17 protein-coding genes are annotated in these 19,357 nt (G+C 66.5%); 14 read left to right on the top strand and 3 right to left on the bottom strand.

Annotated elements, in window-relative coordinates; genetic code table 11:
• Window positions 1-69: 69 nt before the first annotated feature.
• Entirely contained in the window at window positions 70-831 is a 762-nt protein-coding gene (locus BM113_RS07570) for a DUF7117 family protein (RefSeq protein ID WP_089786760.1), read from the bottom strand.
• Window positions 832-1,064: 233 nt separating this feature from the next.
• Between BM113_RS07570 and BM113_RS07565 the strand changes: the two genes are divergently transcribed.
• The 7 genes from BM113_RS07565 to BM113_RS07540 all read left to right on the top strand — a co-directional run bounded on the left by BM113_RS07565 (window position 1,065) and on the right by BM113_RS07540 (window position 8,143).
• Window positions 1,065-1,739 carry a hypothetical protein gene (locus BM113_RS07565; protein ID WP_089786758.1) on the top strand — a complete coding sequence of 225 codons (675 nt, stop codon included), beginning with the start codon at window positions 1,065-1,067 and terminating at the stop codon, window positions 1,737-1,739.
• A 132-nt stretch (window positions 1,740-1,871) separates the two neighbouring features.
• A complete protein-coding gene (locus tag BM113_RS22265) occupies window positions 1,872-2,018 on the top strand; it encodes a hypothetical protein (RefSeq protein ID WP_007142875.1) in 147 nt (48 codons plus the stop codon).
• 459 nt (window positions 2,019-2,477) lie between these two features.
• Window positions 2,478-2,753 (top strand): PadR family transcriptional regulator, encoded by a 276-nt coding sequence (locus BM113_RS07560; RefSeq protein WP_005576842.1) that lies wholly within the window; start codon window positions 2,478-2,480, stop codon window positions 2,751-2,753.
• 234 nt (window positions 2,754-2,987) lie between these two features.
• Entirely contained in the window at window positions 2,988-4,283 is a 1,296-nt protein-coding gene (locus BM113_RS07555) for an MgtC/SapB family protein (RefSeq protein ID WP_089786756.1), read from the top strand.
• 50 nt (window positions 4,284-4,333) lie between these two features.
• Window positions 4,334-5,680 (top strand): aminotransferase class III-fold pyridoxal phosphate-dependent enzyme, encoded by a 1,347-nt coding sequence (locus tag BM113_RS07550; protein WP_089786754.1) that lies wholly within the window; start codon window positions 4,334-4,336, stop codon window positions 5,678-5,680.
• 373 nt (window positions 5,681-6,053) lie between these two features.
• Window positions 6,054-7,658 carry a globin-coupled sensor protein gene (locus BM113_RS07545; protein ID WP_089786753.1) on the top strand — a complete coding sequence of 535 codons (1,605 nt, stop codon included), beginning with the start codon at window positions 6,054-6,056 and terminating at the stop codon, window positions 7,656-7,658.
• A gap of 128 nt (window positions 7,659-7,786) precedes the next feature.
• Window positions 7,787-8,143: a hypothetical protein gene (locus BM113_RS07540; RefSeq protein WP_089786751.1), complete on the top strand. Its 357-nt coding sequence runs from the start codon at window positions 7,787-7,789 to the stop codon at window positions 8,141-8,143.
• Between the two features lie 4 nt (window positions 8,144-8,147).
• On the opposite strand, the gene purD is transcribed toward BM113_RS07540, so the two are convergent.
• Window positions 8,148-9,497 carry a phosphoribosylamine--glycine ligase gene (gene purD / locus BM113_RS07535; RefSeq protein WP_089786749.1) on the bottom strand — a complete coding sequence of 450 codons (1,350 nt, stop codon included), beginning with the start codon at window positions 9,495-9,497 and terminating at the stop codon, window positions 8,148-8,150.
• Between the two features lie 166 nt (window positions 9,498-9,663).
• On the opposite strand from purD, the gene BM113_RS07530 reads away from it, so the two are divergent.
• The 6 genes from BM113_RS07530 (at window position 9,664) to acnA (ending at window position 18,194) form a co-directional block, all read left to right on the top strand.
• A complete protein-coding gene (locus BM113_RS07530) occupies window positions 9,664-10,632 on the top strand; it encodes a C-terminal binding protein (RefSeq protein WP_089786748.1) in 969 nt (322 codons plus the stop codon).
• Window positions 10,633-10,737: 105 nt separating this feature from the next.
• On the top strand, window positions 10,738-12,783 hold the full coding sequence (locus BM113_RS07525) for a prolyl oligopeptidase family serine peptidase (protein ID WP_089786746.1): 2,046 nt from the start codon (window positions 10,738-10,740) through the stop codon (window positions 12,781-12,783).
• 62 nt (window positions 12,784-12,845) lie between these two features.
• Window positions 12,846-13,862: a thymidylate synthase gene (gene thyA, locus BM113_RS07520; RefSeq protein WP_089786744.1), complete on the top strand. Its 1,017-nt coding sequence runs from the start codon at window positions 12,846-12,848 to the stop codon at window positions 13,860-13,862.
• A 1-nt stretch (window position 13,863) separates the two neighbouring features.
• Entirely contained in the window at window positions 13,864-14,427 is a 564-nt protein-coding gene (locus BM113_RS07515; protein WP_089786743.1) for a dihydrofolate reductase, read from the top strand.
• A gap of 14 nt (window positions 14,428-14,441) precedes the next feature.
• Complete coding sequence (locus BM113_RS07510; protein ID WP_089786741.1) at window positions 14,442-15,320, top strand: fructosamine kinase family protein; 879 nt, start codon at window positions 14,442-14,444, stop codon at window positions 15,318-15,320.
• Window positions 15,321-15,428: 108 nt separating this feature from the next.
• Window positions 15,429-18,194, top strand: a complete 2,766-nt coding sequence (gene acnA, locus BM113_RS07505) for an aconitate hydratase AcnA (protein ID WP_089786739.1) — start codon at window positions 15,429-15,431, stop codon at window positions 18,192-18,194.
• A 68-nt stretch (window positions 18,195-18,262) separates the two neighbouring features.
• Here the strand turns inward: acnA and BM113_RS07500 are convergent, their stop codons facing one another.
• Window positions 18,263-18,679, bottom strand: coding sequence for a hypothetical protein (locus BM113_RS07500; protein ID WP_089786738.1), 417 nt, complete (start codon window positions 18,677-18,679; stop codon window positions 18,263-18,265).
• Between the two features lie 146 nt (window positions 18,680-18,825).
• Between BM113_RS07500 and BM113_RS07495 the strand changes: the two genes are divergently transcribed.
• Window positions 18,826-19,323 (top strand): small multi-drug export protein, encoded by a 498-nt coding sequence (locus BM113_RS07495; protein ID WP_089786736.1) that lies wholly within the window; start codon window positions 18,826-18,828, stop codon window positions 19,321-19,323.
• Window positions 19,324-19,357 lie beyond the last annotated feature (34 nt).

Below are 19,357 nucleotides of genomic sequence, written 5' to 3'. Positions count from 1 at the left end.
CCGGAGTGTCAATTCCCCTACCGTCCTGCAGGACCGACTCGTGACCGGTCGAAACTGCCGACAGCCGCTTCAATCCCCGCCGAACCGGCCGCCGGCCTCCCCGCCGTCGAACTCGAGGTTCTCGAGGCCCTCCTGGGCCCGCGTGAACGCGATTTCGTCGCCCCGCAGACCGTTTGCTAGATTGCGGGTCGCTTCGACGAGTCGTTCCGCGATCTCGGGGTCGACGTCGCCGTCGAGCATCCGCAGGCGTTTGACGTGTTCGCCGAGCGTCTCGAGTGCGGCCCGTTCCGCGGTCGTCAGTTCCCGGTCGCGTTCTTCGATCCAGGTGCGAAGGTCACGGCGGTATTCCCGGACGGCGTTGGCGTACGCGAGTCCGCGGGCGGACGCTAACGATACGGGGACGTCCGTCGCGGGCGGTCGTTCGCCGGTGTCGGCGTCCCGGAGCAGTGAGAGGAAGTAGAGTTCCTCGCGGTCGTCGCGCTCCGGGTCGATCACGCGGGCGACCACGTCGGCGACGTGGAGCAGTTCCATCGCCGCCAGATAGGTATCGTCGAGGGTCTGGAGGTTGCCTGCGTTGACGAAGCCGCGACGGCGGACGTACTCGCGGCAGCGCTCGCGTGCCCGCTCCGCGAGTTCACTGGTCGACGCGTCGTCGACGTCGTTGCGGACCGGCGTCAGGTCGAAGGCTACCTGCAGGTCCGTGTGTTCGGTCCGTTCGTCGACACCGACGCTGTGGAGGCTGCCACACCCAGGACAGTCGATGCTCCCGGTCTCGTAATAGGACCAGCGGGTCCCACACTCCTTGCACTCGCGCTCGCCCCGGATCTTCATGTGCAGTACTAGGGGAACCAGCGGGAAAGAGGCCACGGAGTCGCCGAAGGGAGATGAGGGAGCCCGTTCACCCCTCGCCCCCGACTCGAGAGGAGAATATCGGCGCAAACCCCCGCGAACGAACGATTCATCGGCGATGACGGTCACGAGAGGCTGTACTCCGTTCAACGGGTGATTAACGTACGGCAGTTGCAGGCCACACTGAAACCAAGAGAAACGTCCTATCCAGGGATATGTCCCATCAAAGACTGAACCGTCGCAAGTTCGTCGCCGCAGCAGGTACAGCGAGTGCGCTCGTTTTGGCCGGTTGTGCGGACGAAGGCGGTGATGGAGAGGAGCCAGCCGGTGACGACGAAGAGGAACCTGCCGGTGACGGTGACACGGGTACCGAAGAAGAAGAAGAAGAAGAGGACGGAATGGGTGAAGACGAGGAAGACGAGGAAGAAGAAGACGGCGAGAGCGAGACGTACACCCTGACCGTTACCGTCGAAGACGACGAGGCAGAACCCGTCGAGGGCGCGACGGTCCAGCTCGAGGAAGACGGGATGGGCATGGACGACGAGGAGACGGCCGAGGAAGACGAAACGGACGAGGACACTGAGGATAACGAAACCGACACCGATACCGAAGACGAGGAAGACACCACCGACGAAGAAGACGGGATGGATGAAGAGGAAGACGAGGAACCGATGGACGAGGACGAAACCGACGAAAACGGCGAGGTCGAGTTCGAAGAACTCGAGGACGGCGATTACCTCGTCACCGCCGAACACGAAGGCGACGAAGCCGAAGACGAAGTCACGATCGAGGGCGCCGACGAGGAGGTTACGCTGACGCTCGGCGAAGACGGCGGGATGGACGGCGAGGAGTCGGAGGATTCGGAAGACGGCAACGAAAGCGACAGCTAATCGGCGCTCGGTTTCCGGTTCCGTTCCCGGCAGCGGATTCGATTTCCCCTTTCCGCGCAGTCGATATCCGGTACGCACCGCTCCGCCCGACTGCCCGTCCACTTTTTTGATGCTCGGCCGTTACTCACGAGTATGCGCGACGAAGAAGAAATCCGCGAGCAGTACGAGTTTCTCAAGGAACACCTCGAGAGCGACGAGATGCGCCACGACGGCGTCGAGGAGATGTTCACCTACTACAAGCGCGCGATCGGGTGGGTGCTCGAAGAGGAACACATCTAGAACTGTCACAGGTCCATGACGTATCAGAGTGTGGAGCGATTTCGATACATTTAACTACAACCAGGGGAATCTTTCAGTTGACGCTTCGCTTGGAGGGCCGAAGCGTCAGCGGGGACCAATTCAGGGCGGCAAGCGATCGCGTGACTCTTTTCACGTCACGCGATCTGCTTTCCTGTTTACTGTGTCACTGACCGATCAGTCACGGCTGCGCGTTCCGTAGTGATTCGAACGACGAGCCGGCATCTCTTCACCCGATCCAGTATAAGAATACGGAAACGTACGTCACGTACCCTAAACATGACCTCGCCGTTATGTGTGGATCGAGGGCGAATCGATCACGGTAATTATCATTCAGATATCCTCGATATGGCCCTCATCGTTGGTGATTTGACGCCTCCGGTGGATCGATCCCGATAGCCTTATTAAAATTCGACAGTAAGTACGAGTGGTACTTTCCCAATGTACGACCTGACAGGATTCCAGCGTGACCTCCTCTACGTGATCGCTGGGGAGGAGGAACCTCACGGACTCGCGATCAAGGAGGAACTCGAGGAGTACTACGAGAAAGAGATCCACCACGGGCGGCTCTACCCGAACCTCGATACCCTCGTCGACAAGGGGCTCGTCGAGAAAGGACGACGCGACCGGCGCACCAACTTCTACACACTCACTCGCCGGGGACAGCGGGAACTCGAGGCGCGCCGCGAGTGGGAAGCCCAGTACGTCGACCTGTAGGTACCGATCGAACCGTGAGCCGCGGCCGACTGCCGGGGCTGCTGGGCCGAATCGGCGGTTCCTCCGCACAGCGATGCATCCCGGATCGTCTCGACCTGACGTCTCGACCTATCCGATTTCGTATTGGCCCTGTCGCCGCCTTCCGTTCCCTTTCCACTCGAATTCGTCCGAGCCCATTCTCCACGACGTCACTTCGGCAGGCCGCTTATGTACGGTCACGATGAATGATCGCGGGTGAACGAGGTCGCGCTGCAACTCGCCGACGCGCCCCTCGATGAGACGGTCGTTCGGATCGCGCTGGCCGGCGCGCTCGGGATGTTCCTGGGCCTCGAGCGGGAGTGGTCCCAGAAGTCGGCCGGAATCCGGACGTTCTCGCTAATCAGCCTGCTGGGGGCCGTCTTTACGATTCTCGTCCTCGAGGAGCCGCTCGTCGGCGGGAACCTGCTGATACTCGGTGGGTTGCTCGTGATCGTCCAGGGCGTATTACTCGCCGTCAAGGGCCTCGTCGGCGAACCGGGGACCAGCCTCTCGCTGACGACGTCCGTATCGATGCTGGTCGCCTACGGCGTGGGGGCCCTCGTCGCGGCCGAATTCATCATCGAGGGCGTGACGGTGGCGGTGCTCTCGTCGCTGCTTTTGGTACTCAAGCGCGAACTCCACGAGTTCGCGGGCGGGCTTTCCCGGGAAGAGATGCGCGCGACGACGGAGTTCGCTATCCTCGCGTTCGTCATCTACCCGCTGTTGCCGGCCGAGTACCCACTCGATATCGGGACGGTCACGATCGATCTCGAGCCCCAGGTGATCTGGCTAATGGTCGTCGCGGTCGCGGGGATCGGCATCGTCAACTACGCGATCGTCTCGACCTACGGCGGTCGGGGGATCGCCATTACTGGCTTTTTCGGCGGGCTCGCATCGTCCACGGCAGTCGTCGGGACGATGCTCGATCACGTCAACCAGCGGCCCGAGGCTTCGTCGTACGCGGTCGCCGCGATATTGCTCGCGAACGCGGCGATGGCAGCGCGGAACCTGGCGATCGCGGTCGGGTTCACCGTCGGGAGCGATACCGGCCTCCTCGTCGAGGCTGCCATCCCGCTCGGGGCGGTCATCCTGATCGCGTTCGCGGTCGCCGGCATGACCGCCGACTGGGGCGAATCCGGGCCGATGGAACTCGAGAGCCCGTTCTCGATGAAAAACGCCCTGGCGTTCGGCGCGGTCTTCCTGGTCGTGCTGGTGTTCGGGTCGCTCGCCGAGGACTGGTTCGGCACCCTCGGCTTCTACGCGACCGCCGTCGCCAGCGGCTTCGTCTCGAGTGCGGGGGCAACCACGTCGGCGGTGGTCCTCTACCGCGGCGGCCAACTGGGGCCGGCCGAAGCCACCATCGGCATCCTTCTGGCGACGGTCTCGAGCATCGTCGTCAAAGCGATGCTGGCAGCGACGTCGGCGAATCACGCGTTCCGGAACCAGGTGGCGGTGTACAGTACGATATTGTTACTCGGTGGTGCCGTAGCGTCGGTCCTTTTAGTTATCTAGGCGGGGCGTCTTTCGAATTATTTTAATCCCCTAAAGGTAGATATTCACATATGGACAGAGAGACTGCCGAGCCGAGCGTCGAGGAGATGCCAGGCGAACGAGCGAAACAGTGGGCCAACTACCACCACGAGTTCGCCGCCCCGAGTACGTACGTCTACGAGTTCGTCTGGGACGCGAGCGCCGAGGCGACCGGACCGTTCTGTACCGACGTCGACGGCAACGTCCTGCTCGATTTCACGAGTCACGTCGCCGCCTCCCCGCTCGGATACAACAACCCGACCCTCCAGCGGAAACTCGAGGAGTTCGATCTGGTCGATCCGCTCAAGATCGCCGGCCAGGACTTCTACGTGAGCGCGGGCGGGTCCCCGTCCGATCCCGACCTCCCCGGCCCGAGCCAGCTGATGGAACGGCTGGTGGACGCGACCGACCACTACGACATGGACCGGGTGTTCCTCTCGAACTCCGGTGCCGAAGCCGTCGAGAACGCGATCAAGATCTGTTACGCCTCCGGCGGCCACCGCGGGTTCACGACCGACGGCGCGTTCCACGGCCGCACCCTCGGTGCGCTCTCGCTGAACCGCTCGAAAACGGTCCACCGGAAGGGCTTCCCCGAAGTGCCGGGCATCGTCAGCGTCCCCTATCCCTCCACGCAGGCGGAGTACGAGTCGAACTGGCAGACCGACGGCCCCGGCGGAAACGTCGTCGCGGACAAGCTCCACCCCGAACAGGGCGTCATCGACCCCGACGAGGTCGCCTACCTCATCCTCGAGCCGATCCAGGGCGAGGGCGGCTACCGGCCCGCCCACCCCGAGTTCGCGCGTGACCTCGAGGAACTGCGCCACGAGTACGGCCTGCACGTGATCGCCGACGAGATCCAGGCCGGCCTCGGCCGTACCGGAAAGATGTGGGGCGTCGACCACCTCGATCTCACCCCGGACGCCATCACGGCGGCGAAGGGACTGCGCGTCGGCGCGACCATCTCCCGCTCCGACGTGTTCCCCGAAGAAGAGGGCCGACTCTCCTCGACCTGGGGTGCAGGGGACGTCATCGGCTCGATGCAGGGCGCGCTCACGATGGACATCATCCACGAGCAGAACCTGCTCGAGAACGCCCGGACCCGGGGCGAACAGCTCCGTCGTCGCCTCGACGACGCCGTCGAGGACCGTCCGGAACTGGTCGACGCCCGGGGCCGCGGACTGATGCAGGCCGTCGAGTTCGACACCAAGGATCGGCGCGAAGCCGTCGTCGAGGCCGCCTTCGAGCGTGGCCTCCTGCTGCTTGGCTGTGGTCACAAGACGCTGCGACTGCTGCCGCCGCTCGACGTCACCGAACGCGAGATCGATCTCGCGCTCGACCTGCTGCTCGAGGCGATCGACGACGCCGCCGACTCGCAGTAACGATACCGACCGCCCGGCGATCGTCTACCGACGACGATCGAGGACTGTTCTTTCCCGTTTTCTCCGTCCGCGTGCACTGGCCGACTCGACACCGCTTCGTCCGTTCGAAAATCGATGACGAGTTGTCGATGATTTAATCACTCGAGTCGGCCAGCAAAGTGATTAGGCCCCGTCGTATCACGGGAGTATATGAACTCAGGTGCGGGGACTTCCCCATCGACGAACACGGACGTGATCCAGTCGACGGGGGTGAGTCGTCGCCAAGGCCGGATCGGAGCCGGGGCAACGGCTCGCAAGCCGCCCGAGTTCCGACCGACCCGGATCCGTCGACGACCGGCGGAGGACGGGTCGATCTCTAGATTCAGTTCAACTCATGGCACGCGCGAACACGACGACCCTGACGGAGGAACAGCGACGCAACGTCGACGGCAGCGAACTGCTCGAGGACCTCGGTGTCGACGAGCGGGAGATCGCTGCCAGGAAGCGGATCACCCAGTTCGACGAGGAGGACGCGGCGCGACTCGCGGAGATGAAACCGCTCTTCGCGGCGATCGAGGACGAAACGGTCGACGCGTTCTACGACCACCTGCAGTCGAACCCCGAGACGAACGCGATCTTCGATCGCTCTTCGCGTTCCATCGACCAGCTCAAAGGTCTGCAGGCGCAGTACCTTCGCGAACTCGGGGAGGGGACGTACGACCGGTCGTACTTCGAGACCCGGGCCCGGATCGGCAAGGTACACGAACTGATCGACCTCGAGCCGAAGGTCTATCTGGGGTCGTACTCGCTGTATTACGAGCAGATCCTCGACGGAATCGTGTCCGAGGCGGTCGACGAAGCACTCGAGCGACGGTTCGGGGGTGACGATGTCGCCGCCTCCGCTTCCGACTCCCCTTCCGACTCCCCTTCCGCCTCCGCCTTCGACTCCGACGAGACCCCGGACGACGAACCCGCCACCGACTCGATCGACCGCGACACGTTCGAAACCGAACTCGAGGCGGTCACCGACGAGATCCGGAATCGTACCCTCTCGGCCCTGAAGCTCATGCTGCTCGACCAGCAGGTCGCCATCGACACCTACATTCGGTCCTACAGCGAGATCGAGGAGGAGATCGAGCGCCAGCAACAGGTCGCGGCGGACGTCGAGGAGTCGGTCGAACGCCTCGAGTCGGAGGCGGGCGTCGTCGAGGAAAGCGCCGCCGAGATCGCGGAGATCACTGACGAACAGGTCGAGTCGGTGGAAGAGGTGTCGAAGGAAGTGTCTGATCTCTCGGCGACCGTCGAGGAGATCGCGGCGAGCGCCGAGGAGGTCAACGCGACCAGCGAGGAGGCCGAGGAGATCTCGGAGACGGCCTCCGACGCCGCCCAGGACGCGATCGAACAGATCGAGGCCGTCGAGGATGCCGCCGCGGAGGTTTCGGCCGACATCGAACGGCTTCGCGAGAGCGTCGACGAGATCGACGACCTGGTTTCGGTCATCGACGACATCGCCGACCAGACGAACCTGCTCGCGCTCAACGCGTCGATCGAGGCGGCCAACGCGGGGAGTTCGGGAGACGGGTTCGCCGTCGTCGCGAACGAGGTGAAGTCGCTGGCCGAGGAGTCCCAGGAGCAGGCCGAGATGATCACGAACACGATCGACCGCATTCAGGAGGACACGGAGGAAACCACCGAGAGCATCGACGTCGCCGAGGAACGCGTCTCCAGGGCGGTCGAGGAAGTCCGGCGGACCGTCGACGGCCTCGAGCGGATCACCGACGCCGTCGGGGAGACCTCGACCGGGATCGAGGAGGTGGCGGCCGCGACCGACGACCAGGCCGCGAGCACGGAGGAGGTCGCGAGCATGATCGATCGGATCGCCGACGACGCCCGGGAGGTCGCGGCGGAGACGGACGAGGTCGCCGACGCGATCAACGAACAGGCCGAACGAACCGAGGAGATCGAGCGGTCGATCGCCCGACTCACAGCGGATCGGTAGGGCCGCGGGCCTCGAGTCCACGTCCCCATCGACGCGTCGGTGTACGAAGCTCCACGTCCCCATCGACGCGTCGGCGTACGAAGGCCGACTTCTCTTTTCGCTCCTCGGCTAACTCGAGCCACGATACGATGATCGGGGCCTACACAGTTGGCAAGAAAGCGGTACAGTTCGGCTACAAGCGGTACGGCGTGCCCGGCGCGGTCGTCTCGGGCGGCGTTGCCCTCGCCGGCTTCGTCGCCGTGCGGCGGGCGCTGCGCTCGGCGACGAACCAGGACGAAGACACGCTCACCGAAGCGATCGACGCCCAATCGATCGAGAACGCGGTCGACGAGGGTGGCCTCGGATCGGTAGCGGACGTCGAGACCCTCGAGAACGCGATCGACGCGGACCGGTTGCGGGAGGGGATCGACCTCGAGGACGTCCAGTCGTCGGTTTCGGAGGAGACGAGCGAGTTCACGGACGACGAGGGCGACACGTCGCCGTAGCTTGCTATTCTCCGCGAAGGTCGTTCACGTGGTCGATCCGCCGCTGAACGAGGTCGGGCTTGCCGATGTCGTGACGGACGTGTAGTCCCTCGTCGCCGGCGACGGCGAGCGCGTCTTCGGCGATCTCCTCGGCGTCGGTGATCGAGTCGGCGACGCCGACGACGGCGAACGAGCGCGAGGTGGTCGTGTAGATGCCGTCGTCGCGTTCGTCGACGCTGGCGTAGTACAGCAGGGCGTCGCCGGCGCTCTCTCGCGGCTCGTCGCCGCTCGAGTCTTTCGTGGCGCGGACCGCTCGCGCCACGCTCTCCTCGTCAACTTTCACCTTCGCACCGGCTTCGGGATCCGTCGGGTACCCCTCCGGGACGGCGTACTTGCAGACCGTGGCCTGCTCGGCGAACTCGAGTTCGGGCACCGGATCGCCGTCCCGGGCCGCGGTGAGCACGTCGAGGAAGTCAGTCTCGAGCACCGGGAGGGTGTTCATCGCCTCGGGGTCGCCGAAGCGGGCGTTGAACTCGACGACTTTCGGGCCCTCGCTCGTGAGCATGAACTGGCCATAGAGGATCCCGCGGTAGTCCTCGAGGGCGTCGACGGCGGCCTCGATGATCGAGACGGCCTCGTCGTAGTCGTCTTCGGTCATGAACGGCAGGTGGGTCGTCGCGTCCGAGTAGCTCCCCATGCCGCCGGTGTTGGGTCCCTCGTCGCCCTCGTAGGCGCGCTTGTGGTCCTGGACAGCAGGCGCGGTCTCGAGCGTGTCGTTGGCGACGAACGCCTGGATCGTAAACTCCTCGCCGATCAGCCGTTCCTCGAGGACGATCCGGTCGTACTCCGACTCGCGGATGTATGCCTTGCCCTCCTCGGCGGTGACCTGATCGCCGATGACCTTCACGCCCTTGCCACCCGTGAGACCGGCGGGCTTGATCGCGAGGTCGCCGTCGTACTCGTCGATGTAGTCGCAGGCGGCCTCCATGTCGTCGAACGTCTCGAAGTCCGGACAGCCCGGTACGTCGTTCTCCCGCATGAACCGCCGCTGGAAGGCCTTGTCCGTCTCGATTCGGGCGTCGGCTTCCTTCGGGCCGAACGCGTAGACCCCGGCCTCCTCGAGTGCGTCCGCGACGCCGGCCTCGAGTGGCGATTCCGGTCCGATGACGGCGATCCCCGCGTCGACCGTCGTGGCGTAGTCGACGACCGCCTGTGGGTTGGTCGTCGCGAGCGTTTCGAATCCCTCCGCGATGCGGGCGATACCGGGGTTTCGGTTACCCGCACAGGCGTAGAGGTCGGCGTCGCTTTCCTCGAGTGCACGGGCGATGGCGTGTTCGCGGCCACCGCCACCGATCAGGAGCACGGTCTCGGACATGGTGGCTAGCGGAACACACGAACCTGTAAAGGTTGTTCTTTTCCGACTACGTAGTAAGCACGTTCGTGGACAGAAGCTGGTAGCGACGCCGTTTCAGCCGACCGGGAACGGAGGGTACAGTTAAGAGGAGTTGGGACAAAGAGGGAACTACGAAGGTAGTTAATATATGAGGAAACGCGTCATCATCAGCGAGACGCCGTTCGTCGACGTCGAGTTCCAGCGATCGGCGCTCGAGGCGAACGGGATCGAGGTGGAGGTTCGGGATACACACACCGAAGGGGCCGTCGCCGAGGCCGCGGTCGACGCGGACGCACTCGTCGTCGACGTTCACTCGCCGGTGACCGCCGACGCCCTCGGGCGTGCCGACGGGCTCCGGTTGATCGCTCGCGCCGGGACCGGCTTCGACAACGTCGACGTCGGCGCGGCGGCCGACCACGGCGTCTACGTGACGAACGCCCCGGACTACTGCACCGCCGAGGTCGCGACCCACGCCTTCGGCCTCCTGCTCGCGTGCCGACGGCGGATCCCGGCCGCCGACCGCGAAATCCGCGACGGCGAGTGGAGCTGGGAGACCGATCGGCCGATGCGGCGCGTCCCCGGCTCGACGCTCGGGCTCGTTTCCTTTGGCGGGATCGCCCGAAGACTGGCGGAGTACGTCGAGGGGTTCGACCTCGATCTGCTCGTCTACGACCCGTACGTCGACGAGGAGGTCGTCGAGGAGTACGGCGGCCGTCTCGTCGAGTTTCCGGAACTGCTCGCGGAGTCCGACGCGGTCTCGATCCACGCGCCGTTGACGGAGGAGACCCGCGGACTCTTCGACGCGGACGCGTTCGAGCGGATGCCCGAGCACGCCGTCCTCGTGAACGTCGGGCGCGGCGGGATCATCGACGAGGACGACCTCGCGACGGCCCTGGAGAACCGCGAGATCGCGGCCGCGGGGCTGGACGTCCTCGCGGAGGAGCCGCCGGGCGAAACGCCGCTTCGAAACCTCGAGAACGTCGTCATCACGCCACACAGCGGCTGGCAGTCGCTCGAGGCCTACGACGATCTGAACCGGACGATCGCCCGCCAACTCGAGCAGGCCCTCGACGGACAGCAACCCGACCACGCTATCGATCCGGACCCCTGGTCGTGAGCGCGGTCCGGGCGTCGACGCCGGCTCCGGCGCTCCCGTCGAATCTCTCGCCCGTGACTTCCGCGACCGGTTGTTTCAATGACCCTCCGTTCGAACCGGTGCGGTATGCAACCGGGTAGCCCTCCCCAGGCGAAACGCGAGAACACGAGCTACGAACGCCACGGCGACCTCGTCGAGGACCCGTACCTCTGGCTCGAGAACGGCGACGACGAGGCCGTCGACGAGTTCGTCGAGAAACAGAACGAGTACGCCGACGCCTACCTCGGGTCCGTCGACGTCCGCGAGGAGTTACGACCCCGGTTCGAGGACCTCGCGCGGACGACCGACTACGGTTCGATCACGCCCGCGCCGACGGGCTACTTCCAGGAGGTCGAGGCTCCGGAGGACGACCAGCCCGTCCTCTACTTCCGGGAGTCGCTCGCCGACGACCGCGAGGTGCTGGTCGACCCCAACGAGTTCAGCGAGGACGCCACGAAGTCGATGGGCTGGTGGACCGTCTCGCCCGACGGCGAGCGCCTCGCCTACGGCGTCGACGAGGGCGGCGACGAACTGTACGACGTGACCGTCCTCGAGGTCCTCTCGGGCGACGTCCTCGAAGAGTTGCCCGAACTCGGCCGGGCCAACCCTGGAATGCTCGCGTGGACGCCCGACGGCTTCTACTACGGTCGGACCGGGCTGGAAGGTGAGGCCCAACTCGAGAAGGAGATCCGCTACCACGAACACGGCGACGATCCGGAGGAGGACGTGCTGGTGTACGAGGTCGACGACCCGGCGACCTGGCCGATGCTCTCGACCGACCGGGACGGCGAGCACCTGCTGGTCGCGTTCGTGACCGGCTGGGAGCGAAGCGATCTCTACTACGCTCCGGTCGGCGACGTCGAACTGACGCCGGTGATCACGGAGGCCGACCACTTCTACACGCCGCTGGTCCACGGCGACACCGCGTACGTCCGGACCGATCTGGACGCCCCCTACTACCGGTTTCTCGAACTCGATCTCTCGGGCGAGGTCTGCGAGGTCGATCCCGCCGAGTTGCCCGAGGTCGTCCCCGAGCGCGAGGGCATCGTGAAAGGCGCGACGATCGCCGACGATCGGCTGGTCGTCCAGTACGAGCGCGCTGCCGTCTCCGAACTCGAGGTCTTCGACCTCGAGGGCGAGCACGTGCGATCGATCGAACTGCCGGGATCCGGCACCGGCACCGTCACTGGACTGGCCGGAAACCGCGACGCCCCCGAGGCGTTCTTCGGCTACCAGTCGTTCGATCACCCGCCCGCCGTCTTCCGCTACGACCTCGAGGGGGACGACGCCGAGGAACTCGACCGGCCGGACGTCGACCTGGCGTTCGACCTGACCGTCCAGCAGGTCCGCTACGAATCCGCGGACGGCACCGAGGTCCCGATGTTCGTCGTCCACCGTGCCGACCTCGAGCGGGACGGCGACAACCCTGCTCTGCTGTACGGCTACGGCGGGTTCGAGAACAGCCTGACGCCCGGCTTCCAGAAGTTCGGCCGCGAGTTCCTCCGTTCCGGCGGCGTCTACGCGCAGGCGAACCTGCGGGGCGGCGGCGAGTTCGGCAAGGAGTGGCACGAGGCCGCCCGACACGAGGACAAACAGCAGACCTTCGACGACATGATCGCCGCCGCGGAGTACCTGCTCGACGAGAACTATACGTCGAGCGAGCGGCTGGCGATCCAGGGCGGGTCGAACGGCGGGCTGACCGTCGGTGCGGTCCTCACCCAGCGACCCGACCTGGTCGGTGCCGTCTGCTGTCAGGTCCCCCTGCTGGACATGCTCCGGTTCCACACGTTCCTGCTCGGGGCCTCCTGGACGAGCGAGTACGGTTCGCCCGACGACCCCGAGGCCTACGAGTGGATCAAGGAGTACTCGCCGTACCACAACGTCGAGAGCGGAACCGAGTACCCGCCCGTCTTCTTCAAAACGGCCGAGGGAGACACCCGCGTCCACCCGGTCCACGCCTGGAAGACCGCCGCCCGCATGCAGGCGGTCGCCGACGGTGGCCCCTTCCTCTGCAAGACCAACCGCGACACCGGCCACGGCACCGGCAAGCCGACCTGGATGGTCGTCGAGGAGCAACTCGACAACTGGTCGTTCCTCTTCGACCAACTCGGGGTCGAGTACGTGGCACCGTAGCGCGACGGGCGGGGCGGGATGGAACTGAAAGCTAAAGAACGGCCGCACGAAAGGGAGCGACGATGCAACAGTACCTCGATCTCGTCGACGCCGCGCTCTCTACGGGGACCTACAAGCCGAACCGGACCGGCGTCGATACGATTTCGTCGTTCAGCGAGCACTACGAGGTCGATCTCGGGGAGGGGTACCCCCTACTGACGACCAAAAAGATGGACGGCTACCGGTGGAACTCGATGATCCACGAGGTCTGCTGGTACCTCTCAGGCGAGGAACACATCCGGAACCTCCGCGAGGAGACGAAGATCTGGGACGCCTGGGCGGACGAGGAGGGGCACCTCGACACCGCCTACGGCCGCTTCTGGCGACGGTTTCCGGTCCCGGAAGGGGACGCCCGACTGCCGGGCGAGTCCTGGCCCGACGACGGTCAGCAGTGGGTCAGCGAGGAAGCGGACGGTCGGCGCACGTTCGACCAACTGGGATACGTGATCGACACGCTCTCCGATTCGCCCAACTCCCGGCGACTGGTCGTCAACGCCTGGCACCCCGCGAATGCGGCCGTCTCCACGCTGCCGCCCTGTCACTACACGTTCGTCTTCAACGTCCAGGGCGACCGCCTGAACTGCCACCTGACCCAGCGCTCGGGCGACATCGCTCTCGGCGTGCCGTTCAACATCGCCGCGTACGCGCTCCTGACGAAAGTGGTCGCACAGCAGACCGGGTTCGAGCCCGGCACGTTCGCCCACACCGTCGTCGACGCCCACGTCTACTGCGGGCGCGCCGACCGCGGCGAGTGGTACGCCGACAACCTCGAGGCCCTGCAGTCCCGCCTCGAGGCCGTCGAGGACCGCGAGGAGTACCTCGAGATCAGGGAGTGGCTCGAGGCCGAAGCGCCCGCCGAGGCCGAGGGCGACGAGCGACTGGATCACGTCCCCGGGCTCCTCGAGCAACTCTCGCGGGAGCCCCTGGAGCGGCCGACGCTCGAGGTCGCGGACGTCTCCATCGACGAGTTGACCGCCGACGACGTCCAGTTGCGCGACTACGAGTCCCACGACGGGATCGAATTCGGGGTCGCCGAGTAGCATGGCCGAGGAGCCGAACTCGGAGACGGTCTCCGCACTCGAGGCCGCCGAGGCCACCGACCGCGAACTCGTCGGCATCGTCGCCGTCGCCGACAACGGCGTCATCGGGGCCGACGGCGAGATGCCATGGCACCTCCCGGCGGACCTCGCCCACTTCAAGGAGACCACGATGGACCACCCCGTGATCATGGGCCGGGTGACCTACGAGGGGATCCTCGAGACGCTGGGCGAACCGCTCCCGGGACGAACGACCGTCGTACTGACGAGCCGGGACCTCGAGACGCCCGAGAACGCCGTCGTCGCGAACGGGCTCGCGGAGGCCGTCGAACGGGCGGACCGCGCGGCCCGGGAGCGCCACGGCGACGCCGAACGGATCTTCGTGGCCGGGGGTGCGACGGTGTACGAGGGGTTCCTGCCCGCGCTCGACCGATTGATCGTCACCGAAGTTCACGAGGAGCCCGAGGGTGACGCCTTCTTCCCCGATATCGACTCCGAGCACTGGATCGAAACCGACCGCGACGAGCGCGACGGCTTCGCGTTCGTCGAGTACGTCCGGCAGGGCTGAAACGGAGGGATTCGATGGCAGAATCGAACCGGGACGAGACCGAAGTCGTCGCCACCGTCGCCCGCGCGCTCGACCTCGAGGACGACTCCGCCCCGTCCGAGGCGCGGGAACTCGAGGGCGGGCAGATCGGCTCGGCCTACCGGGTCGACCTCGCGGACGGCTCCCGCGTCGTCGCGAAGGTCGGCCGGACGCCGCTGTCGGTCGAGGCGTTCATGCTCCGAACGCTCGCCCGCGAGAGCGCGTTGCCCGTGCCCGCCGTTCATCACGCCGACGACGACCTGCTCGTGCTCGAGTACGTCGAGGGGTCGACCGACCACGACGCCGCGGTCGCCCGGGACGCGGCGGACCGCCTCGCGGCGCTGCACGAACACACCGCGGACGCGTTCGGCCTCGAGCGCGACACGCTCACGGGGCCGGTCCGGCAGCCGAACCCCTGGACCGACTCGTGGATCGAGTTCTACCGCGAGCACCGCCTCGAGCACGTCAAACGACTCGCGCTCGAGGACGGGGCGCTCCCCTCGCTGCTCGCGGATCGCGTCGACGCCGTCGCCGACGACCTCGGAACCCTGCTCGAGGAACCGGACGACCCCGCGCTGATCCACGGCGACGTCTGGCGGACGAACGTGCTCTCGGCCGACGGACGGGTGACGGCGTTTCTCGACCCCGCGACGTACTACGCGCATCCGGAGGTCGAACTCGCGTACGTCGACTGGACCGACACGTTCGCCGACCCGTTCTTCGACCGCTACCGGGAGCATCGCTCGATCGCACCCGGCTTCTTCGACCGGCGACGGTACGTCTACCGGCTCTATCCGCTGCTCGTCCACGTCCTCCTGTTCGGCGGGCGATACGTCGAGCGCCTCGAGGGGACGCTGGATCGGCTGGGATACTAATCGCAGAAGGTCTTATAAACTGCCCCCGGGCCGACAAATGGCGGGTTTCAATGGGCTCAGCGGGAGGTTCTCGAGGGATTCAAATGCAGTGACTCACAAGTTCGGGGTATGTCAACCGATGACTTCTCGGAGGCGATCCGGGAGTTCGAACGCGACGGCGAGACGTACAAGATGGCCGACCTCACCGTGCTCGAGGAGCAGGGGCTCTGCGACCTCGAGAGGCTGCCGGTGAGCATCCGGATCCTGCTCGAGTCAGTGCTGCGTAAGGCACATACGGACGGCGAAACGATCGACGCCGACCACGTGCGCGCGGCGGCGTCCTGGGAGCCGGACGTGCCCGACGCCGAGGTCCCCTTCCAGCCCTCCCGCGTCGTCCTGCAGGACCTGACCGGCGTCCCCGCGGTCGTCGACCTCGCGGCGCTGCGCTCCGCTGCGGATCGGAAGGGCGTCGACCCGACGGCCGTCGAACCCGAAGTCCCCTGCGATCTCGTGATCGACCACAGCGTCCAGGTCGACTACTTCGGCAGCGACGAGGCCTACGAGCGCAACGTCGAACTCGAGTACGAGCGCAACGAGGAGCGCTATCGAGCGATCAAGTGGGCCCAGGAGGCCTTCGAGGACTTCGAGGTCGTCCCGCCGGGGACGGGCATCGTCCACCAGGTAAACCTCGAGCATCTGGGGCAGGTCGTTCACGCGCGCGAGAAGGGTGACGAGCAGTGGCTGCTCCCGGACACGCTCGTCGGCACGGACAGCCACACACCCATGATCGGCGGTATCGGCGTCGTCGGCTGGGGCGTCGGCGGGATCGAGGCCGAGGCCGCGCTGCTCGGCCAGCCGATCACCATGTCGCTGCCGGAGGTCGTCGGCGTCCGCCTCGAGGGTGAACTGCCGGAGGGCGCGACCGCGACGGACCTCGTCCTCCACATCACTGAACGGCTGCGCGAGGTCGGCGTCGTCGACAAGTTCGTCGAGTTCTTCGGCCCCGGCGTCTCCCAGCTATCGGTCGCGGACCGGGCGACCATCTCGAACATGGCCCCCGAACAGGGCTCGACGATCAGCATGTTCCCCGTCGACGAGAAGACCCTCGAGTACCTCGAGCTGACGGGCCGGGACCCCGACCACGTCGACCTCGTCCGCGAGTACCTCGAGGCCCAGGGGCTGTTCGGCGAGCAGGAACCCGAGTACACCGAGGTCGTCGAGTTCGACCTCGGCGACGTCGAGCCGAGCCTCGCGGGCCACAAGAAGCCCCACTCGCGGATCCCGATGGGCGATCTCGACGAGCACTTCCCGAGCCTGCTCGAGGAGCAGGGCGTGATCGGTTCCGGCGGCGAACCCGCTGTCGGCGACGGCGGCGGGGCCACGGTCGACTCGAGCGACGCCGGCCCTGGTCTCGGGCTCGACGAGAAAGTCGCCGTCGAACTCGAGGACGGGCGGGAGGTCGAGATCGGTCACGGCGACGTCCTCGTGAGCGCGATCACGTCCTGTACCAATACGTCGAACCCGTCGGTGATGCTCGCGGCTGGACTCCTCGCGAAAAACGCCGTCGAGGCCGGCCTCGAGGTGCCCGAGTACGTCAAGACCTCGCTCGCACCGGGCAGCCGGGTCGTCACGGAGTACCTGAAGGAGGCCGACCTGCTGCCGTACCTCGAGGAGCTCGGCTACCACGTCGTCGGCTACGGCTGTACGACCTGTATCGGCAACTCCGGGCCACTGCCGGATCCGATCGAGGAAGCCATCGCCGAGCACGACCTCTGGACGACCAGCGTCCTCTCGGGCAACCGCAACTTCGAGGCGCGAATCCACCCCAGGATCGCGGCCAACTACCTCGCGTCCCCGCCCCTGGTCGTCGCCTACGGCCTCGCGGGACGGATGGACGTCGACCTCGAGGAGGAGCCGATCGGCACGAACGACGAGGGCGAGGACGTGTACCTCGAGGACGTCTGGCCCGACGCCGAGGAGATCCACGAGGCCATCCACGGGAGCGTCTCCCCCGAACTGTTCGAGGAGAAGTACTCGCAGGTCTACGAGGGCGACGAGCGCTGGGAGGCGCTGGACGCGCCGACGGGCGACGTCTACGACTGGGATCCCGAGTCGACGTACATCCGCGAGCCGCCGTTCTTCCAGGAGTTCCCGCTCGAGAAGCCCGGCGTCGAGAACGTCGAGGACGCCCGCTGTCTGCTGACGCTCGGCGATACGGTTACGACCGACCACATCAGCCCCGCGGGCCAGTTCGGCGAGGACCTGCCCGCGGGCCAGTGGCTGAAAGAGCGCGGCGTCTCCCCCCACGAGTTCAACACCTACGGCTCGCGCCGCGGGAACCACGAGGTCATGATGCGCGGAACCTTCGCCAACGTCCGCATCGAGAACGAGATGCTGGACGGGACGGAGGGCGGCTACACCATCCACCATCCGACCGGTGAAGAGACCACGGTCTTCGAGGCCAGCGAACGCTACCGCGAGGACGAGACGCCGCTGGTCGTCACGGCCGGCGAGGAGTTCGGCACCGGCTCGAGCCGCGACTGGGCGGCCAAGGGAACGGACCTGCTGGGGGTCCGTGCGACCATCGCGAAGAGCTACGAGCGCATCTACCGGGACAACCTGATCGGCATGGGCGTCCTCCCGCTGCAGTTCGAGGACGGCGACGGCTGGGCGGAACTGGGTCTCGACGGCTCCGAGTACTTCACCATCGAAGGGCTCGAGGACGGTCTCGAGCCGAATCAGGAACTCGAGGTGACGGCCGAATCCGAGGACGGCGACGTCACCGAGTTTACGGTTACGGCGCAGGTCGACACGCCGGCAGCGGTCGAGTACGTCGAACACGGCGGCGTGCTCCACATGGTGCTCCGCGAGTTGCTGCACGAGGAACTGGACTGACGTCGCTCGAGGCCGTAGGGCAACAGAGGAACGGTAGGCCGACTCCTGACGGGAGTGCGATCCACCCGTCACTCGCGAACGGCGGTGACCGCCAGACCGGCCGCGAAGCCGACCAGTGCCAGGACGAAACTCGGCGCAGTCAGCGCGACGGAAAGCGGCCCGAGCGGTGCGTCCCCGCCGCCGAAGGTGCCGACCTCGAGGGCGGTCCCGACGACCACGACGAGGGAGAACGTCCCGCCGGGAGCGAGGCCGCACGCGACGGCTGTGGGGAGGCCGAGCCGATACAGTCCGCAGATCGCGCCGGCTACCGCCGGAACCAGCCCGAACGCGACTCGAAACCCGACTATCCCCGGACGCCCCGATGTGCCGATACCGAGGAGTCCGAGCGGAACGAGCACGGCCGCGGTCGTCGCTCCGACGGCGGCGACCACCGCGAGGGAGAGCCGCGGCCGCTCGCTCGCCAGATACCGCCGGGGCGCGTCCATGTTCGTCGTCCGACCCGTCGGAAAAACAATCCTTCGGTGGGCCGGTAGCGCCACGTATTTGTCGTCTGTACGCCCTACGGCACACCGTACACGGGCCGGCGCGGTCGCCGCCTCGCCTCGCGCCGGAGCCGTCCCCTCGCGCCGCTATGTCACTCGCCCCGCTGCTCGTCGACGTCGGCTCGAGCCTCGAGGAGGCGACCGGCCTCGTCCGGTACCTGCTGGTGTTCGTCTTCGCGGCGATTCCGGTGATCGAGATCCTCGTCGTCGTCCCCATCGCGATCGGACTGGGGCTGGACCCCGTCGTCACGGGTGTGGTCGCGTTCGCCGGCAACGTGCTCTCGGTGTACGCGCTGATCGCCTGCTACCGGCGGGTCGCGGCCTGGCTACGGCGTCGCCGCGGCGACCGATCGGAGCCCAGCGACCGGTACGCTCGAGCGCGGCGGCTCTGGGACCGGTACGGCCTGCCGGGGCTGGCGGTCGGCGGGCCGGTGCTGGCCGGCGTCCACGTCGCCGCGCTGGTCGCGCTGCTCGCGGGCAGCCGGAGTCGGCTGGTCGCGGCCTGGATGACGGCCGGCATCTTCGCGTGGACGATCGTCCTGGTCGCGGTCTCGGCGTACGGCGTCTCGGTACTGGGGCTCGCGTAGGCTCGCTCGAGCGTGCGGACGTACGTCGGGCTTT

It is taken from the genome of Natronobacterium haloterrestre (genome assembly GCF_900112205.1).
GTDB lineage: Archaea > Halobacteriota > Halobacteria > Halobacteriales > Natrialbaceae > Natronobacterium > Natronobacterium haloterrestre.
The sequence above is the reverse complement of the archived record's forward strand: the minus strand, read 5'-3'. Positions and strand labels throughout refer to the sequence as shown.